The organism is Yersinia aldovae ATCC 35236 (assembly GCF_000173735.1).
Lineage (GTDB): Bacteria > Pseudomonadota > Gammaproteobacteria > Enterobacterales > Enterobacteriaceae > Yersinia > Yersinia aldovae.
In genome coordinates, this window is the sequence record NZ_ACCB01000005.1 from 118,992 (window position 1) to 145,686 (window position 26,695).

Consider the following 26,695-nt stretch of genomic DNA (forward strand, 5'->3'; position numbering starts at 1 on the left):
GTTGTTGCTGATAATAAGTCTATTTATTCTCCCCCCTTGGTACGATTATTTCCAGTCTTGGCGCAAGGGAGTGATTTGAATCTGATGTTGCAGGTTCTCACACTGATTTTCCATCCTCCTCTGCTTTACCTTGGTTTTGCCGTTACCTGAAGGGCGAAATGGTCGCTGTATCGCGCGCTACAACGGCCCTTGGGTAGCGCTCGCGAGGCGCTTGCTGACCTGCGGAATCTTATTGGGAGCGGGGGGGTTACTTTCGCTGTTGGTACGGCTGGTGCTGTATGGGTGAGCAGACGTGGGTGATGCAGGTGCGCCAGAGCTGTAGATTGGCAGAAAATCGTAAATCACAGGCAAAAAAAACCCTTACCAATCTCATTTGGTAAGGGATGCCAATTCGGCCAACACCAGGGAAACATTATAACCGTTTAATTATCATACGATAAATTTGGTTAAGCAGTATGACTTAAGTCAAGTTTATCAAATATACATTAATAAGTTTAATGTTTATACGGGCAGGAATCATTTTTTTACGTGATAGGCGAATTTTGAGCCGAGTTAGCATCGGGTGTAAGAAGCTGAGAGCTAGCACTTGTTGGGTTTGGAATGAATGGCTGTGAGGAAAAATTGTGGGAAGTGAACGTTACGACCATCTGAATGTGAAGGCATCCAGATGGCGGGGTAAAACGACTAACTGTGGACTAAAAAGTCCCCTGGTGATGGCGAAGATTTATTCTTTTCAGACTAACTTTCTTAGCAATAGTAAGCTAAGATATTAGTTCTATTATATTCAATATTTATTTTCTAAAGCAAAAATAGTTTAATAAACATGGGGTAATAATAATAGCTAGCCTTAGGTCTAGTTTGTTGAGCTATACTTTAGTCTAGGTGCTTTTATTTTTAATTTGTAAATCAACGCTGAATATCAGATCGAGGGGTAGACTATTTTTCACGCTGATTTCTATTGAAAATAACGCGATAAAATTGTACTGTTGGGTGTCTGTATAGAGTAGATTTGGCTTGTTATGATAATTGATTATTTTGATAATGAAAGCATTAATGAAGACATAAATAACTATATTCAACGCAGAATAAAGTCTTACGGCGATCTTCGTTATTCTTATTTGGTGATAAATAAGAAAACACCTTTACATCCAGCAATTATCTCAAATTATCCATTGGATTGGGTAAAGAAATACAAAAAGAACAGTTATCATCTTATTGATCCGGTCATTCTGACAGCAAAGGATAAAGTCGCCCCCTTTGCATGGGATGACAACTCGGTGATAGACAGAAAGTCAACTGACTCTGCCGTGTTCAATCTGGCCAGAGAGTACAATATTATTAATGGCTATACGTTTGTTCTACATGATAACAATAATAATATGGCAACACTGAATATTTCCAATGGCAGTGATGACAGTATTTATTTTGATGAAAGCATTGAAGTTAATAAAAGAAAAAATACAAATGTTGCTCATCCTGACACATGACAAAATGTTAGGCTTGTATAAATAAAAAAAGAAATGAAAACAATGAGTTGCATAAAAAAGAGAATGCGAGAGAGATATTTTCTCCTCGGGAAAATGAGATTTTATACTGGGCCAGCGTAGGTAAAACTTACTCAGAGATTTCTATAATATTGGGAATAAAGAGAAGTACAGTTAAATTCCATATTGGTAATGTGGTCAGGAAGTTGGGTGTTCTAAATGCCAAGCATGCGATAAGGCTTGGCATCGAGTTACAACTTATCAAACCTACTTGATGAAATCAGGCACGATGATAGGCCATGTTTCAAGTAGCTCAGGATCAACGTGATGCACTCTGCGAATCTTATTTATTAACTGCTGTTGGCTATCGATATCAATGCCTAAATTTAATAGATAAATAACTTCATTTTTTTCTGATTCGCCCTGGTTTAGTACGGTGATATTCCAGCCAGATCGTTTCAGTAAGATATACATACCTCTACTGACAACAGTCAATATTCCTTTGTATCCACGGCTTCTGGCATAGTTCACCATAGCTAAAAACAGAATTGTGCTAAGAGAACTATTATTGCCTACTATATCTCTTGCTAATGCTTTTTCAACAAAGAAACGGCTGGATTCGATAAATCCTTCTACAGGTAAATCAAGGTCAGAAAAGTAAGGGGCGAAAGGCCCGGTGATCATGGTTGGATATCTCATTTCAATAAAGCGAACGCTGCAAACAATAGTATCCTCTATTGTTCCCAATATATAATTTGTATTCTCATCATCATATTGATCGCTTTCTCTGCCATCAATACATGTCACTTTCCAATCAAGTCGATCCTTAAAAGTTATTTTTCTAAGTGTGAAGATCTCATCTAATTTTCTGTCGGGCATATTATTAAAGTTTACGTTAAATAGTTTTAACATAATGAAAACCAAAGTTATTTAAGTAAACCAGCATCGTACACGATCTCAGTCAGTTAGTGCAAACATTGAACGAGCTGAAATGACGATATGAATTATCCTTGTATGCCAGCATTGGAGTATTGTTGCCTGATAATTTACCCGAAGATATCAGAGCATGTTTTTTGTTCATATGTTCAATATGTGCGGTACGGTAGGAAAGTAAGATAGTTTTTAGATAAAAAGTGACATTCAGCAGGACTTTTTAGCAAGAAATGGTTATAACGAAACATCATTTCATTTTAGTTTGAAAAGGATGTCAGAGTGGACCGTAGTACTCTGCTTTTTACCCATAAAAAATTCGTTTTCCTCGCAGCCGCATTCTGTTGTCTGCTATGGGGGAGTGCCTATCCCGCCATAAAAACGGGTTATGTGCTGTTTAATATTGCAGCGGATGATATTCCTGGCAAAATTGTGTTTGCGGGTTATCGTTTTTTATTGGCTGGAATTGCGTTGCTGCTTTTTGCAGTTGTTAGTGGCAAGGCGCTCGGGCGTCTAAGAAAGGGCCAGTTTAAGCAGATAGCTATTCTGGGGCTGACGCAAACCACCTTACAATATGCCTTTTTCTATATTGGCCTTGCTTATACCTCCGGTGTAAAAGGCTCGATCATGAATGCTACCGGGACATTTTTCAGTGTGCTGCTAGCTCATTACCTTTATAAAAATGACCGTTTAACATCAAACAAAGTGATTGGTTGCATATTAGGTTTTGCTGGCGTCATGATAGTGAATTTCAGTTCCGGCCTGATGAATTTTACTTTTTCGCTGCCAGGGGAGGGATCGGTTGTATTAGCAGCATTTATTTTATCGGCTGCCAGTATTTATGGTAAGCGTATTTCACAAACGATGGACACCACCGTGATGACAGGTTACCAGCTTGCCATTGGCGGTTTTATTTTGACTGTCGGAGGGTATCTATTTGGTGGCAACTTGTCTGAGTTTGGCTGGCGCGCACTGCTATTACTCGGTTATCTGGTGCTGTTGTCGTCAGTTGCTTTTGCTCTGTGGAGTGTATTACTTAAATATAACCGCGTGGGCATGGTCGCACCGTTTAACTTTTTAATTCCTGTTTCCGGTGCCATCCTTTCGGCTATTTTCCTGGATGAAAGCATTTTAGAATGGAAATATGCCGCTGCGCTGATACTGGTTTGTATCGGGATCGTGTTGGTTAACCGAATTAAACCGGATAAGGCGTAGAGATAACGCCGCTGAATATAACCACAGTGACGTTAGGCTTTATCGGTAACAATTTTCACCCCAACCCGGCTGACCCTTTCGGACTCCATTTCGGCAATGGTCCAGGTCAGGCCATCCCATTCGATCTGGTCACCGATCACCGGTTCGCCGCCAAACAGATATAGGACAAACTGACCCAGCGTTTGTTGCTTATCGATGCCCGCTTCCAGATTAAGACCATAAATCTGTGAAATATCCTGAAGTTTTGCATCAGCATCAAGAATGAAATCACCAAAGAAGCGTTCATCCAACTGAATATTTGGCGACTGACTAAACAGTTTCCCCAATGCAGGCAGGTCGTGTTCCTGGCCGATAACACACAAGATATCGCCTTCTTTGAGGCGGGTGCTGCCAGTGGGATGCAGTAAATCTTTACCACGGAACAGCGCTGCAATGCGCGTCCCTTCCGGCATTTTTAAATCACGGAGAGCGGCACCGATACACCATTTGTCGCAGCTTAGTTGGTAAATAAATTGCTCCCATTGATTATTCATATCAATGTCTAAACCAATACGTGAAACCGGTGCCAACGCTGGCGGTACCACCAGTTTTGTTTTACGTGCGGCAAATGACAGGCTGGTGCCTTGCAACAGCAGTGAAACCAACACGACAAAAAAGGCGACATTGAAGAATAGATGTGAATTAGGTATTCCGGCCATCATTGGGAATACCGCCAGAATAACCGGCACCGCACCACGTAAACCAACCCATGAGATAAAAATACGTTCACGCAGGTTGAAGCTTGGGAATGGCAGTAAGCCGATAAATACCGACAGTGGCCGGGCAAATAGAATCATCCACAGTGAGAGAATCAGTGCTGGAATAGCGATCGGCAATAGCTCACTTGGGTTAAGCAATAACCCCAAGACCAAGAACATACCAATCTGACTAAGCCATGCCAGCCCATCGAAAGTCTGCAATATACCGGATCGGTTACGGATAGGGCGGTTACCGAGTAACAGCCCGCAGAGATAAACGGCCAGAATGCCACTGCCGTTCATGGCCGTTGCCAGTGAGAAAACCAGAATCCCGCCACTCACGGCCAGCAAGGGATATAAGCCGTTTGCCAGTTCTATCCGATTGATTAATAGAATAAGTAAACCACCACCCGCCAGGCCGATGATAATCCCCAGGCCAAATTGCTGTATAAGATGCACCAGGAACATCCAGCTCAGGCTGCTCTCCCCGGCTGAAATCATGGCAATCAGGGTGACGGTCAAAAAGACTGCCATTGGATCGTTACTGCCTGATTCTATCTCCAGTGTGGCACTCACCCGCTCGTTAAGTCCCTTGCCGCCTAATAAGGAGAACACGGCTGCTGCATCAGTTGAACCAATGATTGCACCAATCAACAAGCCCTGAATGATATCTAAATCGAATAACCACGCGGCAGCCAGGCCGGTCAGACCAGCGGTAATCGCCACGCCGACGGTGGCCAAAGAGAGTGCAGGCCATAAGGCAACACGGAAGGAGGAAGCCCTGGTGCGCATACCGCCATCAAGCAGGATAACGGCTAACGCCAGATTACTGACCAGATACGCCGCCGGGTAGTTATCAAAAGCAATTCCGCCGATCCCGTCGCCACCCGCCAACATGCCTATGGCCAGAAAGATAACCAGAATCGGAATTCCTAACCGGGATGAAAGCGAACTCAGTAAAATACTGGCTCCCACCAGCACCGCGCCGATCAAAAAGAGGCTATTAATAGTGATGGCGTCCACGGCGGGCGATCTCCTGACAATAAATGATGGCGAAGGAATCCCCTTCGTACTCGAAGCCGCAGGGGGGGTAGCTACGCATACTTACCAGAGTAAGTTAATTGGGATTAATAAGCCTCCGTGAGGCTCACTTTGGGGCTGGCATCAATGCTGTTCAAACCGGTCACTGAGCGTCATTCGCTTGCTGCCTACCTGTAAACTCACATTACTTTGGCTGTGTAGCTAAATTATTATACACGGATTTCGCGCGCCTGATGCGAATATATGACCTAATTCAATGTGTTAAATCAGTATATTTAACTGTCGTTGGGAAACATCGTACGGATCGTCGCGGGATAGGTGATAGGTCGCTCACCTTTAATTGCCCGCCGGGGAATCAAGGGTGAGCGTTGGCAAGTGATGCTAATCGCGCTTAAGGGTTGCCAAGATCCTTTTTAAGGCTTCGGTGGTTAGCGTTTTTTCCGGTTCAGATAGATTCTCGATGGAAAATTGTGTGAGTTCATTCACTAACACACTACGATCTTTGCCACTGATGGCACTGTCCAGTGCTCCGCTTAGGCGGCTTACCAAGGCTAACAGAGCAGGGAACTCTGTATTTTGAACGGTGTCGGTGGTGGGTGTTTTCTCGGTAGCTTCTTGTTTTTTCATCACAATTCCTCTTTGTAATCACTGTAAGCGAAACCAATCCTGATGATGAATCAACAGGATAGTTGCCCTGAAAGTAGGGTGCACAGTGAGGCATTAGCCATCCTGCCATCTACATGATGGTTTCACAGTGTAGCCGTTTTATCACACCAGCGGTACGCCGGGATTATCATTGATTTGCAATAATATTATTAGATTGGTATTTAATTGTGTTGCGCTGTTTACTATTGTGGCTTCCCTGAAAACAAGAATTTTAACAGCGGAATGCGGCGATGAATTTCGTACAGTAGAAACGATAGCAGGCAAACAAACAGCATCCCGAGCAGGAAACCAAGGCCGTTGTTATTAATTTGTGGCGTAATAAATGCACCATAGATCAACGTTAGCGGATGGTGTACTAAATAGATAAACAGTGATGCATTGACCAGGTATGTGATGCGCGGGGAGGGATAATTTAGCAGCCGGTGCCCCAGAGAATAGACCACGTTAGTCATGGTAACGCCCATCATAGCCTTAATGATAAGGTCCAACTCAAAAACAAAGAAATCGGTAGTATTAGTATGTTGGTTAACGTAGTAGGCACAAAATAGGGCTAACGAGGCCAGCAATGCACCATGAGAAAAAGTGAGAAATACCTGCTTAAGCGGCGGATAGATAAAGCTATAAGCGCCAAGTAGGAGGAAAGGTAGATAAAAGAGCGTTTCCATAACAAAGAAATTGAACACACTATTAAAGAGTATTTCTGGGTTAAGGAGATATATTACTCGACGAATAACAGAATAAACTAGCGCGAATAAAAATAAGAACAGTGAGACTTTTCCTATATTATTCATTTCCTTTACCAATCTTGGAATTACCTGTTGGTTATTCTTTATTTTTTTAAACAGATGAAAACAGGCTATGGTCAGTAACGCGAGTGTTAACAGAAACCATAAGTGTGAAACGCCTTCCCAAATAGCAATGTTTATTTTTTGATAAATTGTAAATGAATTCCAATCCTGCAATTTGTTAGTGTAACTCTTGAGAAGAAAAAACTGCGGCAAGGTAATAAGTGGAATCGCGGTCAGTAATGGAATAACCACACGTTCCAAACGGACTTGAAGCCAGCGGTGGCACTCATAGCGCTGGTAAAGCATGAACGAAAAATAACCGGAAATAACAAAAAAGACCTGCATCCGAAAGGCATGAATGAAATCATTTACTACAGTAAATATCTGCGAAGGGTGGTTACTGTTTACCGCCCAATGATTGCTGGAGTATATAAGAGAAAGATGAAAAGGAATGCCGAGCAACATCAAATAGGCACGGATGGCGTCTAAAAAGTACTCGCGTTGGTTAGTGTTTTTTTCATACTTATTCGCTAGTTGTTATCATTATTAGAATAATGTCCCGGTGCTACCCACGGAGTTGTTTTTATAGTAAATGCTATTTGCTAAAGATATTCGTTATTCATTGGATCACGACGGCGAGAAACCTTACTATAAGGGTTAATAAGTTTCCATAGCGTATTTTAGCCGGGCAAGCTAGGCTTGTGACTTAGCCACGGCTTTAACCAGTAATTTGGCTGTTATGATTTAAGCACCCGAATAGGGGGAGATGTGCGAGTTAATATTTTGTCAAACGTTAATAGAATGTCAACAGGGTCACGCGCTAACAGCGTCAGGTGGCTGGGTGTTACTCTCTTGCTATCATTGTTTACTTCTCAGGCACTGGCTTTCTCGTTGGATGATGTGGCTAAACAAGCGCAGGCATTGGCGGGTAAAGGCTTTGATGCACCGAAAAGTAACCTTCCTTCGCAATTTCGCGATATGAAATTTGCCGATTACCAACAGATACAGTTTAACCATGACAAGTCGTATTGGACTAAACTGGATACGCCATTCAAGTTAGAGTTTTATCATCAGGGCATGTACTTTGACACTCCGGTGCAGATAAATGAAGTCACGGCCACGAGTGTTAAGCCTATCAATTATAGCCCGGACTACTTCAACTTTGGCTCGGTTAAACATGATGCGGAATCGGTGAAAAACTTGGGTTTTGCTGGTTTTAAAGTGCTTTACCCTATTAATAAAGCGGATAAAAAAGACGAAATTGTCAGTATGCTCGGTGCCAGCTATTTTCGCGTGATTGGTAAAGGCCAGGTTTATGGCCTTTCTGCTCGTGGGTTGGCGATTGATACTGCTTTGGCGTCTGGCGAGGAGTTCCCACGTTTTCGTGAATTCTGGATTGAACGGCCAAAACCGAATGATAAACATTTAGTTATCTATGCATTGCTGGATTCCCCGCGTGCCACAGGCGCTTATAAGTTCGTTATCTATCCGGGGCGTGATACCACAATTGATGTGCAGGCCAAAGTATTCCTGCGCGACAAAGTCGAGAAGCTGGGCATTGCGCCGTTAACCAGTATGTTCCTGTTTGGCCCGAGCCAGCCATCTGAGGTGTTAAACTACCGTCCGGCGTTGCATGATTCCAATGGGCTTTCTATTCATGCTGGCAATGGTGAGTGGATCTGGCGACCGCTGAATAACCCAAAACACCTGTCGGTCAGCACCTATACCATAGAGAATCCGAAAGGTTTTGGTTTGCTGCAACGGGGCCGTGAGTTCTCGCAATATGAGGATTTGGATGATCGCTATGACCTGCGCCCAAGCGCTTGGGTTGAACCGCGCGGTGATTGGGGGAAAGGCAAAGTTGAGCTAGTAGAGATCCCCACCGCAGATGAAACTAACGATAATATCGTGGCGTTCTGGACGCCGGATGTACTGCCTGATGCGAAAAAATCACTCGATCTGAATTACCGACTGCATTTTACTCGCGATGAGGACAAATTACATTCAGCGGATGTGGCCTACGTTAAACAGACATTACGTTCAACCGGTGATGTTAAACAGTCGAATCTGATTCGCCAGCCAGATGGCAGTGTCGCGTTCCTGGTTGATTTTGTCGGGCCGGTGCTGAAATCTCTTGATGAAAATGCATCATTGGCTTCACAGGTCAGTATTGACGGCAACGGTGAGTTGATCGAAAACAGTGTGCGTTACAATCCGGTGACCAAAGGCTGGCGATTAACCCTGCGGTTAAAAGTCAAAGATGAGAAGAAACCGATAGAGATGCGCGCTGCGCTGGTTAACGGTGATAAAACCCTGACTGAAACCTGGAGCTATCAGCTACCTGCCAATGAATAAGTCAACTCAATCACCTGTTCTGGATTATATCGCGAACTTGCCCCTGACTGTGCAGCAGCAAGGGGCGTTACAGGATGCCTTACCTGAAGATGTGTTACTCGATAGCACACCTGATGCCATGCCGCGTTTGCATCAGCAATTGGCGCAAAGCGTATCTGATGGGGCAACGGCAACTGAAAAAGACAGCGCACTGTCTTCGGTCAGTGCTCGCGTGCAAGCGGCCTGGCCGGATGCACTGGCGGGCGGCAAATTGCTCACGCAGGATGATGAAGGGCGCGCGGTTATTCATGCTACGCCACCGATTAAACGCACCTGTATGGCACCGCAACCCTGGCGCACCAATCCGGTGGGGCGTTTTTGGGATTCAATGCTGGGTCGCAATCCTGTCTCACGGGCGCAGACTCATGAGCAGGCGCTGGCCGAGAAAAAGTGGCGCAGCGTGGGTTCATTGCGCCGCTATATATTGCTGATACTGATTGTGTTGCAAACCACAATTGCCACCAGCTATATGAAAACCATCCTGCCTTATCAGGGCTGGGCATTAATCGATCCTTTCGAGATTTGGCAGCAGAACTGGCAGGTATCGGTAATACAACTGCTGCCTTATCTATTGCAAACTGGCATCCTTATCCTGTTTGCTGTGCTGTTTTGCTGGGTTTCTGCCGGTTTTTGGACCGCGCTGATGGGGTTCCTGCAATTACTGATTGGTAAAGATAAATACAGCATTTCATCCACCATTAAAGGTGACGAAGTACTCAATCCGGCTCATCGGACGGCACTGATTATGCCGATCTGCAATGAAGATGTAGAGCGGGTCTTCGCCGGTCTGCGCGCAACCTATGAATCCGTCGCTGCAACCGGTCAGCTTGAGCACTTTGACATCTATGTATTGAGCGACAGCTATGACCCTGATATCTGCGTGGCAGAGCAGAAAGCCTGGCTGGAACTGTGCCGTGATGTTGATGGTCATGGTCGTATCTTCTATCGCCGCCGCCGCCGTCGGGTTAAACGCAAAAGTGGCAATATCGATGATTTTTGCCGTCGTTGGGGCAGCCAGTACAGCTATATGGTAATTCTGGATGCCGACAGCGTGATGAGTGGTGGCTGCCTGACGGGTTTGGTGCGGTTGATGGAGGCCAATCCGAATGCTGGGATAATCCAATCAGCACCGAAAGCATCCGGTATGGATACCCTGTATGCCCGCATTCAGCAGTTTGCCACCCGAGTCTATGGCCCGTTATTTACCGCCGGTTTGCATTATTGGCAATTGGGTGAGTCCCATTATTGGGGGCATAACGCCATTATCCGCGTGAAGCCCTTTATTGAGCACTGCGCGCTGGCACCTTTGCCGGGGGAAGGTTCGTTCGCCGGTTCTATTTTGTCGCATGACTTTGTTGAAGCGGCATTGATGCGCCGTGCCGGTTGGGGGGTGTGGATTGCTTATGATCTGCCGGGCAGCTATGAAGAGTTGCCGCCTAACTTACTTGATGAGTTAAAACGCGATCGCCGCTGGTGTCACGGCAACCTGATGAACTTCAGACTGTTTTTGGTTAAAGGGATGCATCCAGTTCATCGGGCGGTGTTCCTCACTGGCGTGATGTCCTATTTGTCGGCGCCGTTGTGGTTTATGTTTTTAGTGTTGTGTACCGCATTACAGGCGGTTCATACCCTGATGGAACCGCAATACTTCCTGCAACCGCGACAACTGTTCCCGGTATGGCCACAGTGGCGGCCAGAGCTGGCGATTGGCCTGTTCTCTACCACATTGGTATTGCTGTTCTTGCCTAAGTTGCTCAGTATCATTTTGATCTGGGCGAAAGGTTCGAAACAGTACGGTGGGGCGTTGCGATTGCTACTGTCTATGCTGTCAGAAATGCTATTTTCAGTGTTGCTGGCACCGGTGCGGATGCTATTCCATACAGTATTTGTGGTCAGCGCTTTCCTCGGTTGGTCAGTGCAGTGGAATTCTCCACAGCGTGATGATGATGCAACGCCGTGGAGTGAAGCGTTGGTACGCCACGGCCCGCAACTGCTGCTCGGCCTGGTGTGGGCGGGTGGGGTCGCATGGCTGGATCTACGCTTCCTGTGGTGGTTATCACCGATTGTCTTCTCGCTTATCCTGTCTCCGGTGGTGTCAGTTCTGTCTAGCCGCCGCACGTTGGGGTTGGCCAGTAAACGGGCTAAATTGTTCCTGATTCCGGAAGAGTATGATCCGCCAAGGGAATTACTCGCCACAGAAGAGTATTTACAGCTCAACCATCAGCGAGCACTGAGTCATGGCTTCCTACATGCGGTGATGAATCCATCGTATAATGCATTGGTCAGCGCGATGGCAACGGCCCGTCACCATAACCGTGCCATTATCGAACAGGCTCGCGAACAGCGTGTGGCTGAGGCTCTGGACGCCGGGCCTGAAAAACTGGCTAAATTGCAGCGTCTAACGCTTCTCAGTGATCCGGTGTTGATCTCGCGCTTGCATCAACACGTTTGGCAGCAGCCGGAGCAGTATCGGGTCTGGAACGGATATTACCGCCAATTGGCGCATAATATGAAGGCGTTCCCTGGCGCAAAATAACAGTAATACTGCGTAAAAAACGGGCATACAATAGTGTATTGCCCGTTTTTTTGTTTATAAACCTAGACTGTTTGTGATCGATAAGAGTTGATTGCGTGAACCTTACTTTTAAATTGACTATCCCCCTTGGTATCCTGGCTCGTATCATCCTGTTGACGGCGGGCATCATACTGTTGTCAGGTTGTGGCAGCATTATCAGCCGCACTGTGCCAGGGCAGGGGCATGGACATCAATATTATCCTGGCGTTCAGTGGGATATGCGCGAGGGTGCATGGAAATACATCACCGTAATTGACGTTCCTCTGTCAATGATTGTCGATACCTTTATGCTGCCTATTGATGCCAGCCACGGCCCTTATGAATAAGCTCAGGAAGCCACTGTTATGTCTACGGAGCCAGATATCACGCCGGTATCGCCACAACATTCGGTGATGCGGGTTGCGAGACCCACTGATAATCTTACATTAATAACCAATATGTATTGCCACGGCTTAGGATTTACGCTGTTAGGCAACTTTGTTGATCATCAGGGATTCGATGGTGCCATTATTGGGCATCCACACCATGCTTATCATCTGGAGTTTACCCACCATCGCGGTACCCAAGTCGGGCGGGCACCGACACTGGATAATTTATTGGTATTTTATCTGCCTGATGAATCTCATTGGGCGAGTCAATGCCAGAAAATGCGGGTAGCAGGTTTCGAGTTAGTGGCTTCGTATAATCCCTATTGGGATGTGAGTGGTAAAACCTTTGACGATGCAGATGGTTATCGTGTGGTATTGCAGCAACGATCATGGGATTTATAAGATTCAGACCAATAAATAGCTGAACCAAGGGGAGATACGTTGTTCGGGTCGTCGCGATGTGCGCCAGTTGAACGCTATTTTTCTGTAATTTATTGATTATAAATGTATTGCCATCCATTTTTTATATTATAAAGCCCGCCGCAGGAGCGGGCTTTATAACAGATAAATATAGAGCAACGACTTATGACGTGGTTTGTGTGCCTTGCGTATTTTGCATTAAGCGACGAATTGGCACGATTAGCAAGATAAGGATGGCAGCACAAATCACCAGCGCAATAGAGCAACGGGCGAACAGCGTTGGCAGCATATCAAGTTGATCGGCTTTAACATGCCCCCCAATCAGGCCCGCCGCCAAATTACCCAGCGAACTGGCGCAGAACCACAGCCCCATCACCTGACCACGCATCCTCTCTGGAGCCAGTAAGGTCATGGTTGCCAGTCCGATAGGGCTAAGGCACAGTTCCCCCAGCGTTAATAACAGGATACTCATCACCAGCCACAAGGGGGAAACACCCGCACCACCGCTGCTGAGGACATGTTGTGCAGCGTACATCATCACGGCAAAACCTGCCGCAGCACATAAAATACCAATCACGAATTTAGTGATGCTGCTCGGCTGAATTTTCTTCTTCGCCAATGCCGGCCAGGCCCAGCTAAATACCGGTGCCAACAGGATGATAAACAGGGCGTTAATTGATTGGAACCATACGGTTGGGATCTCAAAACCCATAAACATACGGTTGGTATAGTCGTTAGCGAACAGGTTAAATGAGGTTGGTTTTTGTTCAAAGGCTGACCAGAAGAACGCGGCAGAAACCAGCAGGATAAAGCACACTAACAAGCGGGCGCGATCTTTACGGCTCATTTTGGCGAAAGCGAACAGATAGACAAAATAGAGTGTGACCGATGCCGCGATAAGATAGACCAACAAACTGGCAATCAGCACGGGGTTAATTGGGATAACGCCTTGTGATATCAGTGTAATCACACCGGCTACCAGCACCATCAACGCGGCAACCCACTTGCCAACCCCCTGACGCTGATTGGTCGGTTTATTCCAGCTTGAATCCAGCCCGACTTCTGCGTCGTAGCGTTTCATGGCTGGAATGGCAAAACCACGGAAGATAAGCAGTGCGACCAACATACCAATCCCACCGATACCAAAGCCCCAGTGCCAGCCATGAGAACGTAGCAACCAACCAGAAAGCAGTGGCGCAATAAACGAACCCATATTGATACCCATATAGAACAGTGAGAACCCACCGTCGCGGCGGGCATCGCCTGGCTTATACAGCGTACCGACCATGACCGAGATGCAAGTCTTGAACAGACCTGTTCCGAGCACGATAAATACCAAACCGATAAAGAACAGGTCATTACCGAAGAAAGCGGATAGCGCAATCGACAAATGGCCTAATGCAATCAGGATGGAGCCGTACCAGACCGCTCGTTGTTGCCCAAGCCAGTTATCCGCCAACCAGCCGCCGGGTAACGCGGCCAGATACATACTCCCGGCAAAGATACCCACGATAGCTGAGGCTTGCTCGCGTGGCAGCCCCATACCGCCGTCAAAGACCGTTGCCGCCATAAACAGAATCAATAGTGGGCGGATACCGTAGAACGAAAAGCGTTCCCACATTTCGGAAAGAAACAGGCCGCTAAGCGGATAAGGATGGCCAAAGAATGTGCGGCCGCCTTGGGTGTTAACAGAGGTTTGCATAAAGTCTTCCCATAGAATCACCATAAATTCAGGCGAATAAATCATCGTCGAGTGTGGGTTCTGCCCAGCACTGTGGTAAGCCTAAAGTGCTGAAGTCATCGTGCTATTTGCAGCCTTCATCCGGCTAAATCGCGGGTGTCAGTCAACATATGTAGCGCCCACTATTTTAGGTATATCAGGTTTAATACTCGGCACAGTACAATTTAACGCAATAATAACGTCATTTTTTCGTTTCTATCGGGGTTATATCGTATTTTAAGATGAAAAGTCGACATACATCGCAGTTTTTAGCTTTATATTTCCAACCTGGCAATCTTTAGAGCATAAAAAACGATCATGTGTTGGCGCGTTCATTGATTATTTTTAATCATATATATCAGTATTTTGTATTTATTTTTATATAATTTAAATGAATCAATTAGCTTAGGGGATAAACGTAGGATGCGAAAAATGCGCTAAACAGCATTTTGGGGTGATATAAGTGACTTAGCCGCTTTTTATAGCGCTCTTCTATTGCTGTTCAGCATCACAGCGTGCTTTTAACGGCTGACGTTGTAAGCACCTATATGAGTATAGTGCATTAAAGAGTACAACTACCGCAGTGACACAAAATACGGCGCGAAAGCCATAACTGGCGGAAACTGCCGCCCCTAATAGTGGGCCACTGACGTTACCGATATCACGAAACGACTGGTTATAGCTAAAAATTCTGCCGGCAACTTGATTGGTACAATTATAAATCAATAATGTTTGTACCGCAGGTAACAGCGCGCCGTCTGTAGCGCCCAATAAGAAGCGCAGAATACCGAGCTGCAATGGCGTTTGGACAAATGCCATTGGGATAAGAATCAGCACAGACAGGGCCAGCATAGCAATCAAAATTCGTTCAGGGCCAATTCTGTCACCCAGTTTGCCTAATCGTGGCGCGCTCATCAACGCAGCAACCCCCGGCACGGAGGCAATCATGCCGCTAACAAAGGCCAGATTTTGAATATCACCTGCCAGTTCACGCACATATAACGTCAAAATAGGGGCAATGGAGCCAGTCGCAATCTGGATAATCATGGTAGTAACAAACAGACTGAGGATTAATTTAGGTTTTTTCAGCGAGTTAAAGACCTGTCGACCATTGAGCATATCCTTCTTCAGCACCGGAGCGAATTGTTCTCTGACATAAAACCAGGTCATGGTAAAGCAAGCGAATAGCACGCTGCCGGTGATAAAGAACACCGGTCGTAAGCCATAACTGTCGGCTAACAGGCCACCAATCAGCGGCCCGATTAACGCACCACTCACCCCGCCGGTAGAGAGCGTACCCAATGCCCAGCCACTTTTATTGCGTGGTACTTGGGTAGCAATCAATGCATTGGCGTTAGGGATAAAGCCACCCAATAACCCCAGCAGCGCGCGCAACGCCAGAAATTGCCAGATATTCTGCGCCAACCCCATCAATATCATGACTATCCCCATCCCTAATGCAGAGCGTAGCAGCATGATTTTTCTGCCTTTGCGGTCAGCAAGGCTGCCCCAGAAGGGCGCAGCGATGGCAGAGAACAGAAAGGTAATACTGAATACCAAGCCGGACCACATATTGAGCGACTGATGACCGCTCACCCCCAGCACTTCGACATACAGTGGCAGGAAAGGCATGATCAAACTAAATGCGGCACCGGTCAGAAAACAGCCAAGCCAGGCGACAAATAGGTTTCTTTTCCAGTTAATGGGGGCTGGGTTTGGCGTCATAAATTACCGAATAAGCAAGTTGACCGCTTTGCGTCACTTTATTCGTCAATAGGGGCGTTGAAAGGACGGTAAAGCATAGGGGCATAAACAGTTAGCGTGGTAAGTATGAACCTATGGCAGGTTAACATCAACAATGTGAATATTAGTTTTTATTAAAGTGGAAAGGTGGTTTGAACTGTAGGGATATAGTTATTCTTTTCAGCTATAAAGAGTATTGGTCGATTAAAATTCGATAAAGAACCACCCCGTTCAGTAAGGAGTGGTTCAGTATGACATCGCTCACTGGGTATCAATGATTAACGGTAAGCTTCATTCTTGGTAATGGAGTAACGACCACTGCCCAGTAGCATAATGGCCAAACCACCGAGGATGTACAGGGCTTCATTCTCCAGACTCCAGGCACCGACTTGGGTCAGGGTAAAGAATTTAGCAGTACCAACCATTAGCACGGCCACCAGCAGATTAATTGCGTAGATAAAAGCCACAGGGCGGGTGAATAAACCCAAAATGATCAGGATAGGGGTGACAATTTCGCCAATATAGACGCCATAAGCGACAAAACCTGGCATACCTTGCGATTGCAAAGATTCAGCGATCCAACGGGTTCCGTGCTGAATTTTTGCAACACCGTGAAACAACATCAAAATACCGAATGTCAGGCGTAATAATAATTTTCCGCTGTCCGGATGATGAGTTAACCGCGTGAACCCGATATTTAGGTTTGCCAACATGTGTCTGTCCTTATCAAGAAAAAGAAAAATAACCGGATAATAACCAAGATTAATTACTGTCAGTATTGTCAGATAAACCCTACATAACTAGCGGATAAATCTGGCGAACTGTGTCAATAAAACTGATGGAAACTAATCGTCATTATCATTTGCGATATTCTTTTTCCGAATAAGTCATGCTAGTCATAGAGTGAAGGCGCACCCTCTGGTCGGGTTTTAAACCGCCGATGCAGCCACATATATTGATCTGTCGCGAGAGCTATCTCTTTCTCTATCACTTTATTCATGAAGGCGGCCGCTTCCACTTCATTATCCAGTGGGAAGTTTTGAACGGCTGGCTGCAAAATCAATTGATAGCCTTTGCCTGCGGGCAAGCGGCGGGGGGTAAATGGGATAACTGCCGGTTTACTGGTGCGAACCAGCAAATAAGTCCCGGTGGTCGTAGCGGCTTGGTTGACGGCGAACAACGGCACAAATACGCTGCTACGTGGGCCGTAATCATGGTCCGGCGCATACCAGATGATTTCGCCCTGTTTCAGGCTGCGGATCATTCCTTTCAGGTCTTTACGGTCTAGCATGGCTTTATTGGAGCGCATCCGGCCCCACGTCTGCATCCAGTCCATCGCCTTATTATCATGGGGGCGATAGACGCCGATACCTGGGTTGTAGATACCAAAAATACGTGCGCCCAACTCCAGCGTAAGAAAGTGTAAACCGATCAACAACACTCCTTTGCCTTCGTCACGCGCCTGTTGAATATGTTCCAGCCCACTGACGCTGCACCAGCGCTCAATACGCCAATTCGGCCAGAACCACGCCATGCCGGTTTCAAATAGCCCCATTCCAACGGACTCAAAATTCTTAACGATCAGTTCATCGCGCTCGGCCTTAGGCATATCAGGGAAACATAACTCCAGATTCCGCTGAGTGATCTGCTTGCGTCGTTTGAGAAAATGCATCGAAAAACGGCCAAGGGTAGTGCCCATGACATAGATAACCGGGTAAGGGAGTAGCACCAGCAGGTAGAGGATACCGAGGCCGAACCAGGTCAGCCAATAACGTGGGTGCAGTAGTGAACGATCAAAAGAAGGAACTTGCATTATCTGTTCTCAGCGTCATTGTAATTCATTAGGACAGTTAACTATTTACTTATGGATGGCTCGCTTTATGAGCGACAACGTTATGGCTCACCCGTGAACACATTAATTTGTGTTGTCATCAGATGGATATCAGCCGGTTAATCTGTCGTTTTAAGGTAGACTATTGTGGCATTTTTAACGGTTTACGGAAAAACGGACCGCACTAAAAAGCCTTTTTTAAGATTATATACCTATAATTCAGGCAAATTAGTCATAAGTTTGTATATTAATTATACCGCATTGTTCTTATAGTCTTATTGGATTTAAGTAGACAACCTAACTCAGCCAAACTATTTACCGACAGCGTTGTCATCATTTTTGCCCGATGAACGTCTACGGTTCTGACTGAGGTACAGGCTTTATCAGCGATATCGCGATTGATAAATCCCTGCCTGGCCCGTTGCGCGATCATTTTCTCCCGTTCTGATTGCACCCGCATAAACTCAAAGATCCATGCCAGTTGCCACTGTTTATCGCATCAATGCCTTATATAAATGAAACCACCGCACTGGCGCGGGCGGAAGACGATTAGGTAACGCTCAATCAATTTCTTACATAAAATGCTGGCGGCTGAAGAGGGTTTTTTTATTTCTGAGTTATGATATTTGCAATTAATAGATTAAGACCATCAATACTTATCGGAGTGTGGGCGATGCGAGCTGCGAAACTCAGCGCAGGATTATTGGCCGCCGGTGGCATATTGGGTTATTTGGGCGCTGATTGGCAGAGCCGATCATTGCTGATTGCGGCTGGCGTTGTCTTATTGACTGGGGTTATCGTTGCTGCTTTTACTGAGCTGGGTTATCGCTAAAGATGTGCCGTGCGGTGGTTTCAGGTATTATGTGCGCCGCACGCTGTTTCCGTGCCAAAACATCAATTCTGTTGTGCGATGATTTATGGTGGTTATTCCACAGGGGAATTACATAACCCATTGAGCAATAATTAAATATTATATCAGTAACCTCTTCGAAGACAGGAAAGTACACCATGCCAGTGTTACATAACCGAATTTCTAATGAGGAACTTAAAGCGCGCATGTTGGCTGAAACCGAACCGCGCACCACAGTTTCTTTTTATAAATACTTCACTCTGGAAGATGCCAAAACCTTCCGCGATAGCCTCTATAGTCAATTCGTTAAACTCGGTGTATTTGGCCGGGTTTATGTAGCAAAAGAGGGTATCAACGCGCAAATCAGCGTGCCTGCCAATCGTTACGATGAGTTCAAGACCGCGCTGTTTGCCGCGCATCCGGCGCTGGCAATGATACGCTTGAATGTGGCTCACGAAGACGACGGTAAGTCATTTTGGGTACTGCGCATGAAGGTGCGTGAGCGCATTGTCGCAGATGGTATCGATGATGATAGCTTTGATCCCTCGAATGTTGGGCACTATCTCAAAGCGGATCAGGTCAATCAGATGATTGACGACCCGGATACATTATTTGTTGATATGCGCAACCACTATGAATATGAAGTGGGCCATTTTGAAAACGCGATCGAAGTCCCTTCTGATACCTTTCGCGAGCAGCTACCAATGGCGGTGGACATGCTGCAACATGACAAAGAGAAGAATATCGTCATGTATTGCACCGGTGGTATTCGCTGTGAAAAAGCCAGCGCATACATGCTGCACAAGGGTTTTAAAAATGTTTATCACGTTGAAGGCGGTATTATTGAGTATGCCCGCAAAGCCAAAGAACAGGGTTTGCCACTGAAGTTTATCGGTAAAAACTTTGTTTTTGATGAGCGGATGGGCGAGCGCATCTCGGATGATGTGATTGCTCACTGCCATCAGTGTGGTACGCCATGTGATACACATACCAATTGCAAAAATGATGGGTGCCATTTGCTGTTTATCCAGTGTCCGTCTTGCGCGGCGAGCTTCGAAGGGTGCTGTAGCCAGATTTGTCAGGAAGAGCTGAAATTGCCCCAGGAAGAGCAGCGTTCCCGCCGGGCAGGGCGTGAGAATGGAGTTAAGATTTTTAATAAGTCTAAAGGGCTGCTGCAAACTACCATGCATATTCCTGTGCCAGAAAAGAAGTAACTGCGCCAAGTGAGGAGGCTATTACCCAAGACCGTCGGTGCCGCGTTAAGGATTCGGGTGAGTGATAGCCGCTAACACAGCTACGGCACCCTGTCATAAGTGTATATGGTTATTTAAATTAGGCTTTAGAAGACGTTATCGGCTATTTTATTCGATAGCGTCTTTTTTTATGCCGCCCGTGCGGTAGCGATTTCGATACAAGGATTAATAATGACAATACCTGGGGTAAGTAGCCAAGGGTTACGGTTAGTCACGATGCTGGCAATGCTGGTGGTCATCATGGCGGGGATAAAAGCCGCCTCGCCGATCGTGGTACCGTTCCTGCTGGCTATATTTCTGGCTATCGTACTGAACCCATTAGTAAAATTGCTAGAGCGGATCAAAATCCCCCGCACATTGGCTATTGTGTTATTGGTTACCATCATTATTTTGCTGATGGCGCTATTATTTAGCCGTTTAGGTACGTCCCTCAATGAATTCGCCCGCTCAGTACCGCAATATCGTGGCATGATGTTGGAAAAAATGCGCGAACTACAAGAGTTTGCTATGCGTTTTAATATCGAATTCTCGGTAGATGACCTTATGAAGCATGTTGATCCCAGCATAGCGATGAACTTTGTTACCCGATTAATTGGCCATCTTTCTGGCGCTATGGCTAATACGTTTTTGCTACTGATGACGGTAGTCTTTATGTTATTTGAAGTGGAGCGCCTGCCGTATAAAGTACAATTGATGTTTGATAATCCAGAAAAAGGGAATGCAATCCTCAAGCGCGCATTAAATGGCGTAACACATTATCTGGTGATCAAAACTGTGATCAGTATTGTGACGGGGATTGTTATCTGGCTTTTCCTGGCGGCAATGGGGGTTAGATTTGCCTTTTTGTGGGGGTTATTAGCGTTTGTACTGAATTATATTCCCAATATTGGTTCCGTGTTGGCGGCTGTTCCGCCGATTATTCAAGCGTTGCTATTTAATGGTTTTGCCGATGCTTTTGCGGTGACCGGGGGCTATGTGCTAATCAACCTGATTGGCGGCAATATTATTGATCCGCGCATGATGGGCCGTGGGCTGGGGCTTTCGACGCTAGTCGTATTCTTATCATTGATCTTCTGGGGCTGGCTATTGGGACCAATCGGGATGCTACTCTCAGTGCCTTTGACTATCATTGCTAAAATAGCTCTTGAGCTAACGCCTGCGGGCCATAAATTTGCAGTTTTACTGAGTGATGGGAAACCCGTAAAGAGCGATGAAGCAACGCTCAACTGATATGAGGTTTCTTCGCTATGGGCTACAGGCGAGTTACCTGCTGGCCCTGTTTAGCAAGGGGAACTGTAAACATGACTAAGAAAATGTTTGATAGAAAAAGAAATAAACATCTAACGCGAGTAAAATCATCAGTAAGCAGATATAGAACACCAGATGCTCACGCACATTATCAATAACTATCGAGAACAATTTATTTAACATGCTTACTGCTCGTGGCTAAAATTAGCACCCATTATAGGTAATTTAAATTTTGTAAACAATGAGCCAGCCTGATTAAATTTACGCGCTCATAAATTTGATAAAAATACTAAACTTGGTGTGTAATTAAATAAACTATAATTTATTTATTTATTAATTAATTGAAGTAAGGAATGTAATCGAGTTTTTAATAAACCTTTATTTATTATATTAATTCGATCACAGTTCCAATATATAAATTACTTGGTGATAATATCTTCGGTTAGAAGTTTCACGGTATCTTAATTAATTTTGGTATGTTAATTTTAATAAAAATACTTGAAAACATTATAAATAAAACACAATTCCAAGCGGTTTCTAACTTTTATTTTTTCTGTGATATGTCGTTTATGAGAATAAACAGTGCTATCGCTGATATTCAGCTTTCTGGCGATCCGGTAATTAGGCATCTCTGTCATCCAGTAACACATCACTTTATGTTCTTGTGGGCTGAAAAGTGATGCCGGGCAGCAGGAATGCGATTTTTGTGTTTCATCGGATACGCAGGGTAACCCCTGTAACAGTTTAGGCAAGTGTCTTTTAGCTAAGATTGATACTGAGCCTGTTAACGGAATAGGAATTTCGCTAAAAGGATATGATGCATCCAGATAAATATAAACTCTAGCCTGACCGCAACTGTTTATGAATTGTGCTAATATTGGGCAATGCCCGCCAAATCGGCAATAATTTGTTAGATTGACAATTATTATGTCAGGAACAAAATTTTGAATCGCTAATGTTGCCTGCTCAACGGTTGGCACATCCATTAATGTTAAGCTGGACGAACTATTTAAATATGTATTTACCCCTGCACGGGTATAAAAGCATTCATCAATAATTAATATTTTCATGGGAATTACATCCTTGTCTGACAGCAACCATACCTGATCGCAAACAAGGATAAGTTAATCCCTTGTTACCTTGAACGTCAATTCGGGAATCACGATGAATTGTAACGGCTTTAACGAATGTAAGATCCTGCTATTTATTAAATGGGTAAAAGAAGAAAATATAAACCGATGACGTAAGAATAAATATTTTCAGTCATCGGCAATAGCCTATCACAAAAAACCTCTAACCTAATAGATTATACTCGAAAAACGTGCTAGAGAAAAAGCCGAAATATCAATAGGTGATGGTTTATCCTGAGCGAATAGTGATGCTACTTCTCCCAGAGCAGTCGCGAATTTAAATCCATGACCACTTAAACCACTTACTACCATAATATTGTTATTGCCTGGCAGCGTATCGATAATGAAATCTTCGTCAGGACTCATATCGTAACTGCACGCAGCACCGTGCAAACAAACGCCGACACCCGGTAAGTAGTTACGTAAGAAACCAAAGACTTCGGTGCCGTCCTCAGCATAACTGCCAAACGGTTTACGTTGTGCGGCGGATTCAATGGGCTGACCGCCATTATGTTTACCAAGTTTGAGTTCATCATTCTGAGATGGGAAGCCGTAGTAGTGGATATGATCTGGTGTTTCGATCGTAAATGCCGGGAAATGGTTATTTTCACTGTAGCGGCCATCAGCCTGATGCCAGGAAAACACCTTGCGGATCGGGGTTATTGGCAAGTCAGGAATTAACTCTTTCACCCAAGTACCGGCGGTCACCACCACTTTATGGGCACTGTAGGTACCATCGATGGTCACAACATCAATACCCTTATCGAATGGCTCGATAGCGGTGACCGGGCAATTGAATAGAATCCCACAACCCGCCTCAGTGACTGCATTGATCAGGGTTTTGATCGCCAATTCTGAACGCAAATAACCAGCCTGAGGCTCAAACACGCCGATATAGTTATCTGGCACAGTAAATACCGGCCACTTTTCGCGGATTTGTGCGGCGGTTAATATTTCTACTGGTAAATCATATTGTTGTGCACTTTGTCTGGCGTTGTTTAGAAATGTTGAGTCATCGGGACCGAGATTAACCACTCCACTGGCATGGAATAATTTTTCGCCTGTTTGCAGTGATAACTGATCCCACAACATTTGAGCACGTAATACTAAAGGAACATATTTATCCCCTTCACCATACGCATGACGAATGATTCGTGTGTCGCCATGATGACTGCCAGCCTGATGTGGTGGCATGGCACTGTCAATTATTAATACTTTTAGACCCGCTTGTGTGGCGTAGTAACCCGTAGCTGAGCCAACTGAACCGCTACCGATAACAATTAAATCATAATCCATATTTGTACACTCCGGGGTATCGTCTGCCTTGGCTGCGGTATTTATCGTAGCAACAATCGCCAGTGGCTATAAATAAAAGTGAGTGGCAGTAACGATAAAAATTAAAACGACAGTAATAGCACGGGAAAGGGGAGAGAAAAGAGATGTTGCGCTTTTCACTGGAGGAACGGTTAATAAAAAGGCACCAAGTAGAATTCACTGGTGCCTGTTTATAGGTACATTGAAAATATTAACTGGTGAATAAGAACTAATGTTTACGGTGGTCAAGGTCTTGATATTCTGATGACTCAATTTTAGCAATGCCTGCTTCTAAAATATTAATTAATTGGCGTGCAACATCGGTCGTCAGCCAAAGCGTCCTATCGACCAATGCATCCTCGGGTGGCTGATCCAAAGAAGACAGATAATGAAGACGTATCATCATCGCGTCGTATACATCTACCGTGCTGATATCCCAGCCTACAAGCGGGTGAGTCTGAATAACTTCATCGTTTCTGTCCATAAAGACCCCTTCTATAGTAGTTACTGACTGGAGTGACTAATGAGGATCAATGCGGCTCATGAGCAGGTGAGCTTTTTTAGTATACGCAACCCGCAATGAATTTGGAGATTATTAGGAAATCTTTACAAATTATTTATTATCTGTTGATTTATTCATCGGGGGAGTGAAATGAGGTTAATAAAAAAGTATGCGGGGAAAAAGGGAAAGATTTGACGCTGGAATAAAAAAGCCGAGGAACGACTCCCCGGCAAAAATAGCATTAATTGGGTTACTCCGCGTCGAACCAGTCGTCAGCGCTTTCCCATATTTCTTGTAATATTTCAGAAATCAGATCTTTATCCGTTTTAGCTCCGCCTAAAACAGAAAGATTATTCGCCCCGGCATAACGCACTTGTACCGCAGTGGTGGTGTCGGGGAATTTGGTATTTAGCCGTTTGCTCAATTCATCGGTTAGCGCTTCAATTGCACCTGCGGGTAACTGATTTTTTCTATCAATACTGACTTCAACACGCATATTTGCCCCTCCGAATGTTTATACTGGTTATTTATACAGTGTAAGTGTTCGGGTTGCAAGTGACTGATATAGAAAATCAGTAACCGGAGAGATGATTATTCTCTCCGGTTATGGCTATCAGCTTTTGACTGACCAGTTAATGGTCTGACCGGCAAGGAATGGAATCACGGACTCATGGCCGAGCAGGATCTCGTCCGGCTGTTGGAAAGGTGTTCGAACCAACTCAACAAAGTCTTCATTAACCGGCAAGCCATAGAAACGCGGGCCATTTAAGGAACAGAAAGCTTCCAAATGCGGTAAGGCATTTAACTCTTCAAACACCGTCGCATACGCGGGCAGGGCTGCCGGGGCATTGAAGACCCCAGCACAGCCACAAGATGACTCTTTGCGTAGCTTCATATGAGGGGCAGAGTCGGTGCCGAGGAAAAAGCGGTCAGAGCCGCTGGCAGCCGCCTGACGTAATGCTTCCTGATGAGTACTGCGTTTCAGTATAGGCAGACAGAATAGGTGAGGGCGAATGCCTCCAACCAGCATATGATTGCGGTTAAACATCAAATGCTGTGGAGTGATGGTTGCACCAAGGAAACGATTGCCTGCCAATACATAGTCTGCTGCATCTTTGGTTGTTATATGCTCAAAAACAATTTTCAATTCCGGAAATTTTTGGCGCAGAGGTTCCAAAACTTGATCAATGAAACGGGCTTCGCGGTCGAAAATATCAACGGCAGCGTCTGTGACTTCGCCGTGAATCAACAGTGGCATACCTATTTTTTGCATTTGTTCAAACAGCGGATAAATTGCCGGGATATCGGAAACACCGTGGTTTGAATTGGTGGTCGCGTTGGCGGGATAAAGTTTTGCCGCAGTAAATACACTTTGCTCAAAGCCTGTGGTTAGCTCTCTGGCATCAAGGGTATTGGTCAGATAACACGTCATCAGCGGAGTGAATTTATGCCCGGCTGGCACGGCTGCCAGAATACGTTCCCGATAAGCGATAGCCGCAGCCACGGAGGTTATTGGGGGGGCCAGATTAGGCATGACAATCGCCCTGGCAAAAACCTCAGAAGTATAGGGCAGCACGGTACTGAGCATCTCATCATCACGTAAATGAATGTGCCAGTCATCCGGGCGGCGAATTTTCAGGGTTTGGGGTTGTGCAGTCATTCAACGTGCTCCGCAGTCTTGGTGAGATATCGGGGGTTTTTATACTGTAACTGGAATGTTTCGGCGGGGTCAAAGGATAAGCGGAAAGTGACCTGGATGCATCTGATTGTTGGCGTTAAGTTGAAAACAATGCAAAAAAGGCATCTTATAGAGATGTTAGAGGAAAGATTGCCCCACAGGGTGGACGAGTGTTTTGCTGCATATACTCCACAGCTTTCAAAATGCAGGAAGGTCGCAGGGGAGATAAACCGAGGCGCTGACTCAGTAAGTGAGTCGGGTGACGACTCTATTTGCAGTGGCCTCAAAGAGCTGAGATCTCATGATGGGCCAGGTAACGAGAGCCGCCAATACACCTAAAGCGTGAAAGACGGCGGGTATAAGCAGATTAAATGTATAGCATGGGAGAATAACGATGGAAGTCCGTGTCATCGCCAGTTTAGTGGCAAAATCCGAATGTATTGATGATGTGAAACAAGCGGCTCATCAGGTTATAGAGCCGAGCCGCGAGGAGAAAGGAAATCTGCAATATGATCTCCACGCTGAAAGCGATCAGAAAGGTTCTTTTGTCTTTTTCGAGCGTTGGGCGTCTGACGATGCATTGGAAAAACATAATCATACGGAACACTTTAAACGGTTTGTGAAAGCGATTGAGGGCAAGTTAGAAAGTCTCGAGATCAAAAGAGTAAAGCAGATAGCCTGATAGAACACGATTGTCAGTGAGTTCGTGACAATAAAAATCTATGGTCACCCCCGTTTTTGCAACACCGATTTTGATTTATGATGGGCTTGCGTAAATCTATTCGGCGTCTGGTGGACAAGGATGTCT

The 26,695-nt window shown here is 45.3% G+C and carries 24 protein-coding genes and 2 pseudogenes; 10 read left to right on the forward strand and 16 right to left on the reverse strand.

Annotated features, from left to right (window positions below; translation table 11 throughout):
- Positions 1 to 177: 177 nt before the first annotated feature.
- Positions 178 to 345: a hypothetical protein gene (locus tag YALDO0001_RS21195; protein WP_156170988.1), complete on the reverse strand. Its 168-nt coding sequence runs from the start codon at positions 343 to 345 to the stop codon at positions 178 to 180.
- A gap of 674 nt (positions 346 to 1,019) precedes the next feature.
- Between YALDO0001_RS21195 and YALDO0001_RS03965 the strand changes: the two are divergent.
- Positions 1,020 to 1,759 (forward strand): annotated as a pseudogene (locus tag YALDO0001_RS03965) (helix-turn-helix transcriptional regulator).
- Here the strand turns inward: YALDO0001_RS03965 and YALDO0001_RS03970 are convergent.
- A complete protein-coding gene (locus tag YALDO0001_RS03970) occupies positions 1,752 to 2,396 on the reverse strand; it encodes an acyl-homoserine-lactone synthase (RefSeq protein ID WP_004700115.1) in 645 nt (214 codons plus the stop codon). The pseudogene YALDO0001_RS03965 and the gene YALDO0001_RS03970 sit on opposite strands and share 8 nt — an antisense overlap.
- A gap of 300 nt (positions 2,397 to 2,696) precedes the next feature.
- On the opposite strand from YALDO0001_RS03970, the gene YALDO0001_RS03975 reads away from it, so the two are divergent.
- Positions 2,697 to 3,629 (forward strand): DMT family transporter, encoded by a 933-nt coding sequence (locus tag YALDO0001_RS03975; RefSeq protein WP_004700118.1) that lies wholly within the window; start codon positions 2,697 to 2,699, stop codon positions 3,627 to 3,629.
- Between the two features lie 32 nt (positions 3,630 to 3,661).
- Here YALDO0001_RS03975 and YALDO0001_RS03980 read toward each other — a convergent pair whose 3' ends face one another.
- From YALDO0001_RS03980 to mdoC, 3 genes and pseudogenes are all read right to left on the reverse strand, one after another.
- Complete coding sequence (locus YALDO0001_RS03980; protein ID WP_004700120.1) at positions 3,662 to 5,389, reverse strand: potassium/proton antiporter; 1,728 nt, start codon at positions 5,387 to 5,389, stop codon at positions 3,662 to 3,664.
- A 399-nt stretch (positions 5,390 to 5,788) separates the two neighbouring features.
- The gene (locus YALDO0001_RS03985; protein WP_042546244.1) at positions 5,789 to 6,034 is read right to left on the reverse strand and encodes a hypothetical protein; all 246 of its coding nucleotides are present in this window, start codon (positions 6,032 to 6,034) and stop codon (positions 5,789 to 5,791) included.
- Positions 6,035 to 6,255: 221 nt separating this feature from the next.
- A pseudogene (mdoC, locus tag YALDO0001_RS03990) lies at positions 6,256 to 7,380 on the reverse strand (glucans biosynthesis protein MdoC); the annotation flags it as partial.
- 282 nt (positions 7,381 to 7,662) lie between these two features.
- On the opposite strand from mdoC, the gene YALDO0001_RS03995 reads away from it, so the two are divergent.
- The 4 genes from YALDO0001_RS03995 to YALDO0001_RS04010 all read left to right on the forward strand — a co-directional run bounded on the left by YALDO0001_RS03995 (position 7,663) and on the right by YALDO0001_RS04010 (position 12,600).
- A complete protein-coding gene (locus YALDO0001_RS03995; RefSeq protein WP_042839379.1) occupies positions 7,663 to 9,216 on the forward strand; it encodes a glucan biosynthesis protein G in 1,554 nt (517 codons plus the stop codon).
- Complete coding sequence (mdoH, locus tag YALDO0001_RS04000; RefSeq protein ID WP_049596155.1) at positions 9,209 to 11,791, forward strand: glucans biosynthesis glucosyltransferase MdoH; 2,583 nt, start codon at positions 9,209 to 9,211, stop codon at positions 11,789 to 11,791. Before YALDO0001_RS03995 ends, mdoH begins: the two co-directional genes overlap by 8 nt.
- Before the next feature lie 95 nt (positions 11,792 to 11,886).
- A complete protein-coding gene (locus YALDO0001_RS04005) occupies positions 11,887 to 12,156 on the forward strand; it encodes a YceK/YidQ family lipoprotein (RefSeq protein WP_072078120.1) in 270 nt (89 codons plus the stop codon).
- Between the two features lie 18 nt (positions 12,157 to 12,174).
- On the forward strand, positions 12,175 to 12,600 hold the full coding sequence (locus tag YALDO0001_RS04010) for a VOC family protein (protein ID WP_004700131.1): 426 nt from the start codon (positions 12,175 to 12,177) through the stop codon (positions 12,598 to 12,600).
- 181 nt (positions 12,601 to 12,781) lie between these two features.
- Here the strand turns inward: YALDO0001_RS04010 and YALDO0001_RS04015 are convergent, their stop codons facing one another.
- From YALDO0001_RS04015 to YALDO0001_RS19935, 5 genes are all read right to left on the reverse strand, one after another.
- Complete coding sequence (locus YALDO0001_RS04015) at positions 12,782 to 14,320, reverse strand: peptide MFS transporter (RefSeq protein ID WP_042839391.1); 1,539 nt, start codon at positions 14,318 to 14,320, stop codon at positions 12,782 to 12,784.
- 510 nt (positions 14,321 to 14,830) lie between these two features.
- A complete protein-coding gene (gene mdtG, locus YALDO0001_RS04020) occupies positions 14,831 to 16,063 on the reverse strand; it encodes a multidrug efflux MFS transporter MdtG (protein ID WP_004700135.1) in 1,233 nt (410 codons plus the stop codon).
- A 296-nt stretch (positions 16,064 to 16,359) separates the two neighbouring features.
- A complete protein-coding gene (locus tag YALDO0001_RS04025) occupies positions 16,360 to 16,794 on the reverse strand; it encodes a DoxX family protein (protein ID WP_004700137.1) in 435 nt (144 codons plus the stop codon).
- Positions 16,795 to 16,973: 179 nt separating this feature from the next.
- Entirely contained in the window at positions 16,974 to 17,894 is a 921-nt protein-coding gene (locus tag YALDO0001_RS04030; protein WP_004700139.1) for a Kdo(2)-lipid IV(A) acyltransferase, read from the reverse strand.
- Between the two features lie 265 nt (positions 17,895 to 18,159).
- Positions 18,160 to 18,372, reverse strand: coding sequence for a LuxR C-terminal-related transcriptional regulator (locus YALDO0001_RS19935; protein WP_004700141.1), 213 nt, complete (start codon positions 18,370 to 18,372; stop codon positions 18,160 to 18,162).
- 213 nt (positions 18,373 to 18,585) lie between these two features.
- Between YALDO0001_RS19935 and YALDO0001_RS21445 the strand changes: the two genes are divergently transcribed.
- The 3 genes from YALDO0001_RS21445 to YALDO0001_RS04045 all read left to right on the forward strand — a co-directional run bounded on the left by YALDO0001_RS21445 (position 18,586) and on the right by YALDO0001_RS04045 (position 21,245).
- Entirely contained in the window at positions 18,586 to 18,744 is a 159-nt protein-coding gene (locus tag YALDO0001_RS21445) for a hypothetical protein (RefSeq protein ID WP_042839381.1), read from the forward strand.
- Positions 18,745 to 18,920: 176 nt separating this feature from the next.
- Positions 18,921 to 19,976, forward strand: a complete 1,056-nt coding sequence (trhO, locus tag YALDO0001_RS04040) for an oxygen-dependent tRNA uridine(34) hydroxylase TrhO (protein ID WP_004700147.1) — start codon at positions 18,921 to 18,923, stop codon at positions 19,974 to 19,976.
- Positions 19,977 to 20,186: 210 nt separating this feature from the next.
- Complete coding sequence (locus YALDO0001_RS04045; RefSeq protein ID WP_042839382.1) at positions 20,187 to 21,245, forward strand: AI-2E family transporter; 1,059 nt, start codon at positions 20,187 to 20,189, stop codon at positions 21,243 to 21,245.
- A 75-nt stretch (positions 21,246 to 21,320) separates the two neighbouring features.
- Here the strand turns inward: YALDO0001_RS04045 and YALDO0001_RS21050 are convergent, their stop codons facing one another.
- From YALDO0001_RS21050 to pyrC, 6 genes are all read right to left on the reverse strand, one after another.
- Complete coding sequence (locus YALDO0001_RS21050; RefSeq protein WP_004700153.1) at positions 21,321 to 21,446, reverse strand: DUF2770 family protein; 126 nt, start codon at positions 21,444 to 21,446, stop codon at positions 21,321 to 21,323.
- Positions 21,447 to 21,748: 302 nt separating this feature from the next.
- Complete coding sequence (locus tag YALDO0001_RS04055; RefSeq protein ID WP_004700155.1) at positions 21,749 to 22,333, reverse strand: response regulator transcription factor; 585 nt, start codon at positions 22,331 to 22,333, stop codon at positions 21,749 to 21,751.
- A gap of 228 nt (positions 22,334 to 22,561) precedes the next feature.
- The gene (gene solA / locus YALDO0001_RS04060) at positions 22,562 to 23,689 is read right to left on the reverse strand and encodes an N-methyl-L-tryptophan oxidase (RefSeq protein ID WP_004700157.1); all 1,128 of its coding nucleotides are present in this window, start codon (positions 23,687 to 23,689) and stop codon (positions 22,562 to 22,564) included.
- Positions 23,690 to 23,936: 247 nt separating this feature from the next.
- On the reverse strand, positions 23,937 to 24,191 hold the full coding sequence (bssS, locus tag YALDO0001_RS04065) for a biofilm formation regulator BssS (RefSeq protein WP_042546233.1): 255 nt from the start codon (positions 24,189 to 24,191) through the stop codon (positions 23,937 to 23,939).
- Between the two features lie 268 nt (positions 24,192 to 24,459).
- Positions 24,460 to 24,705, reverse strand: a complete 246-nt coding sequence (gene dinI / locus YALDO0001_RS04070) for a DNA damage-inducible protein I (protein WP_004700161.1) — start codon at positions 24,703 to 24,705, stop codon at positions 24,460 to 24,462.
- A gap of 117 nt (positions 24,706 to 24,822) precedes the next feature.
- Positions 24,823 to 25,869, reverse strand: coding sequence for a dihydroorotase (pyrC, locus tag YALDO0001_RS04075; RefSeq protein WP_004700163.1), 1,047 nt, complete (start codon positions 25,867 to 25,869; stop codon positions 24,823 to 24,825).
- 412 nt (positions 25,870 to 26,281) lie between these two features.
- Here pyrC and YALDO0001_RS04085 point away from each other — a divergent pair, with 412 nt between their 5' ends.
- Positions 26,282 to 26,569 (forward strand): putative quinol monooxygenase, encoded by a 288-nt coding sequence (locus YALDO0001_RS04085; protein WP_004700165.1) that lies wholly within the window; start codon positions 26,282 to 26,284, stop codon positions 26,567 to 26,569.
- Positions 26,570 to 26,695 lie beyond the last annotated feature (126 nt).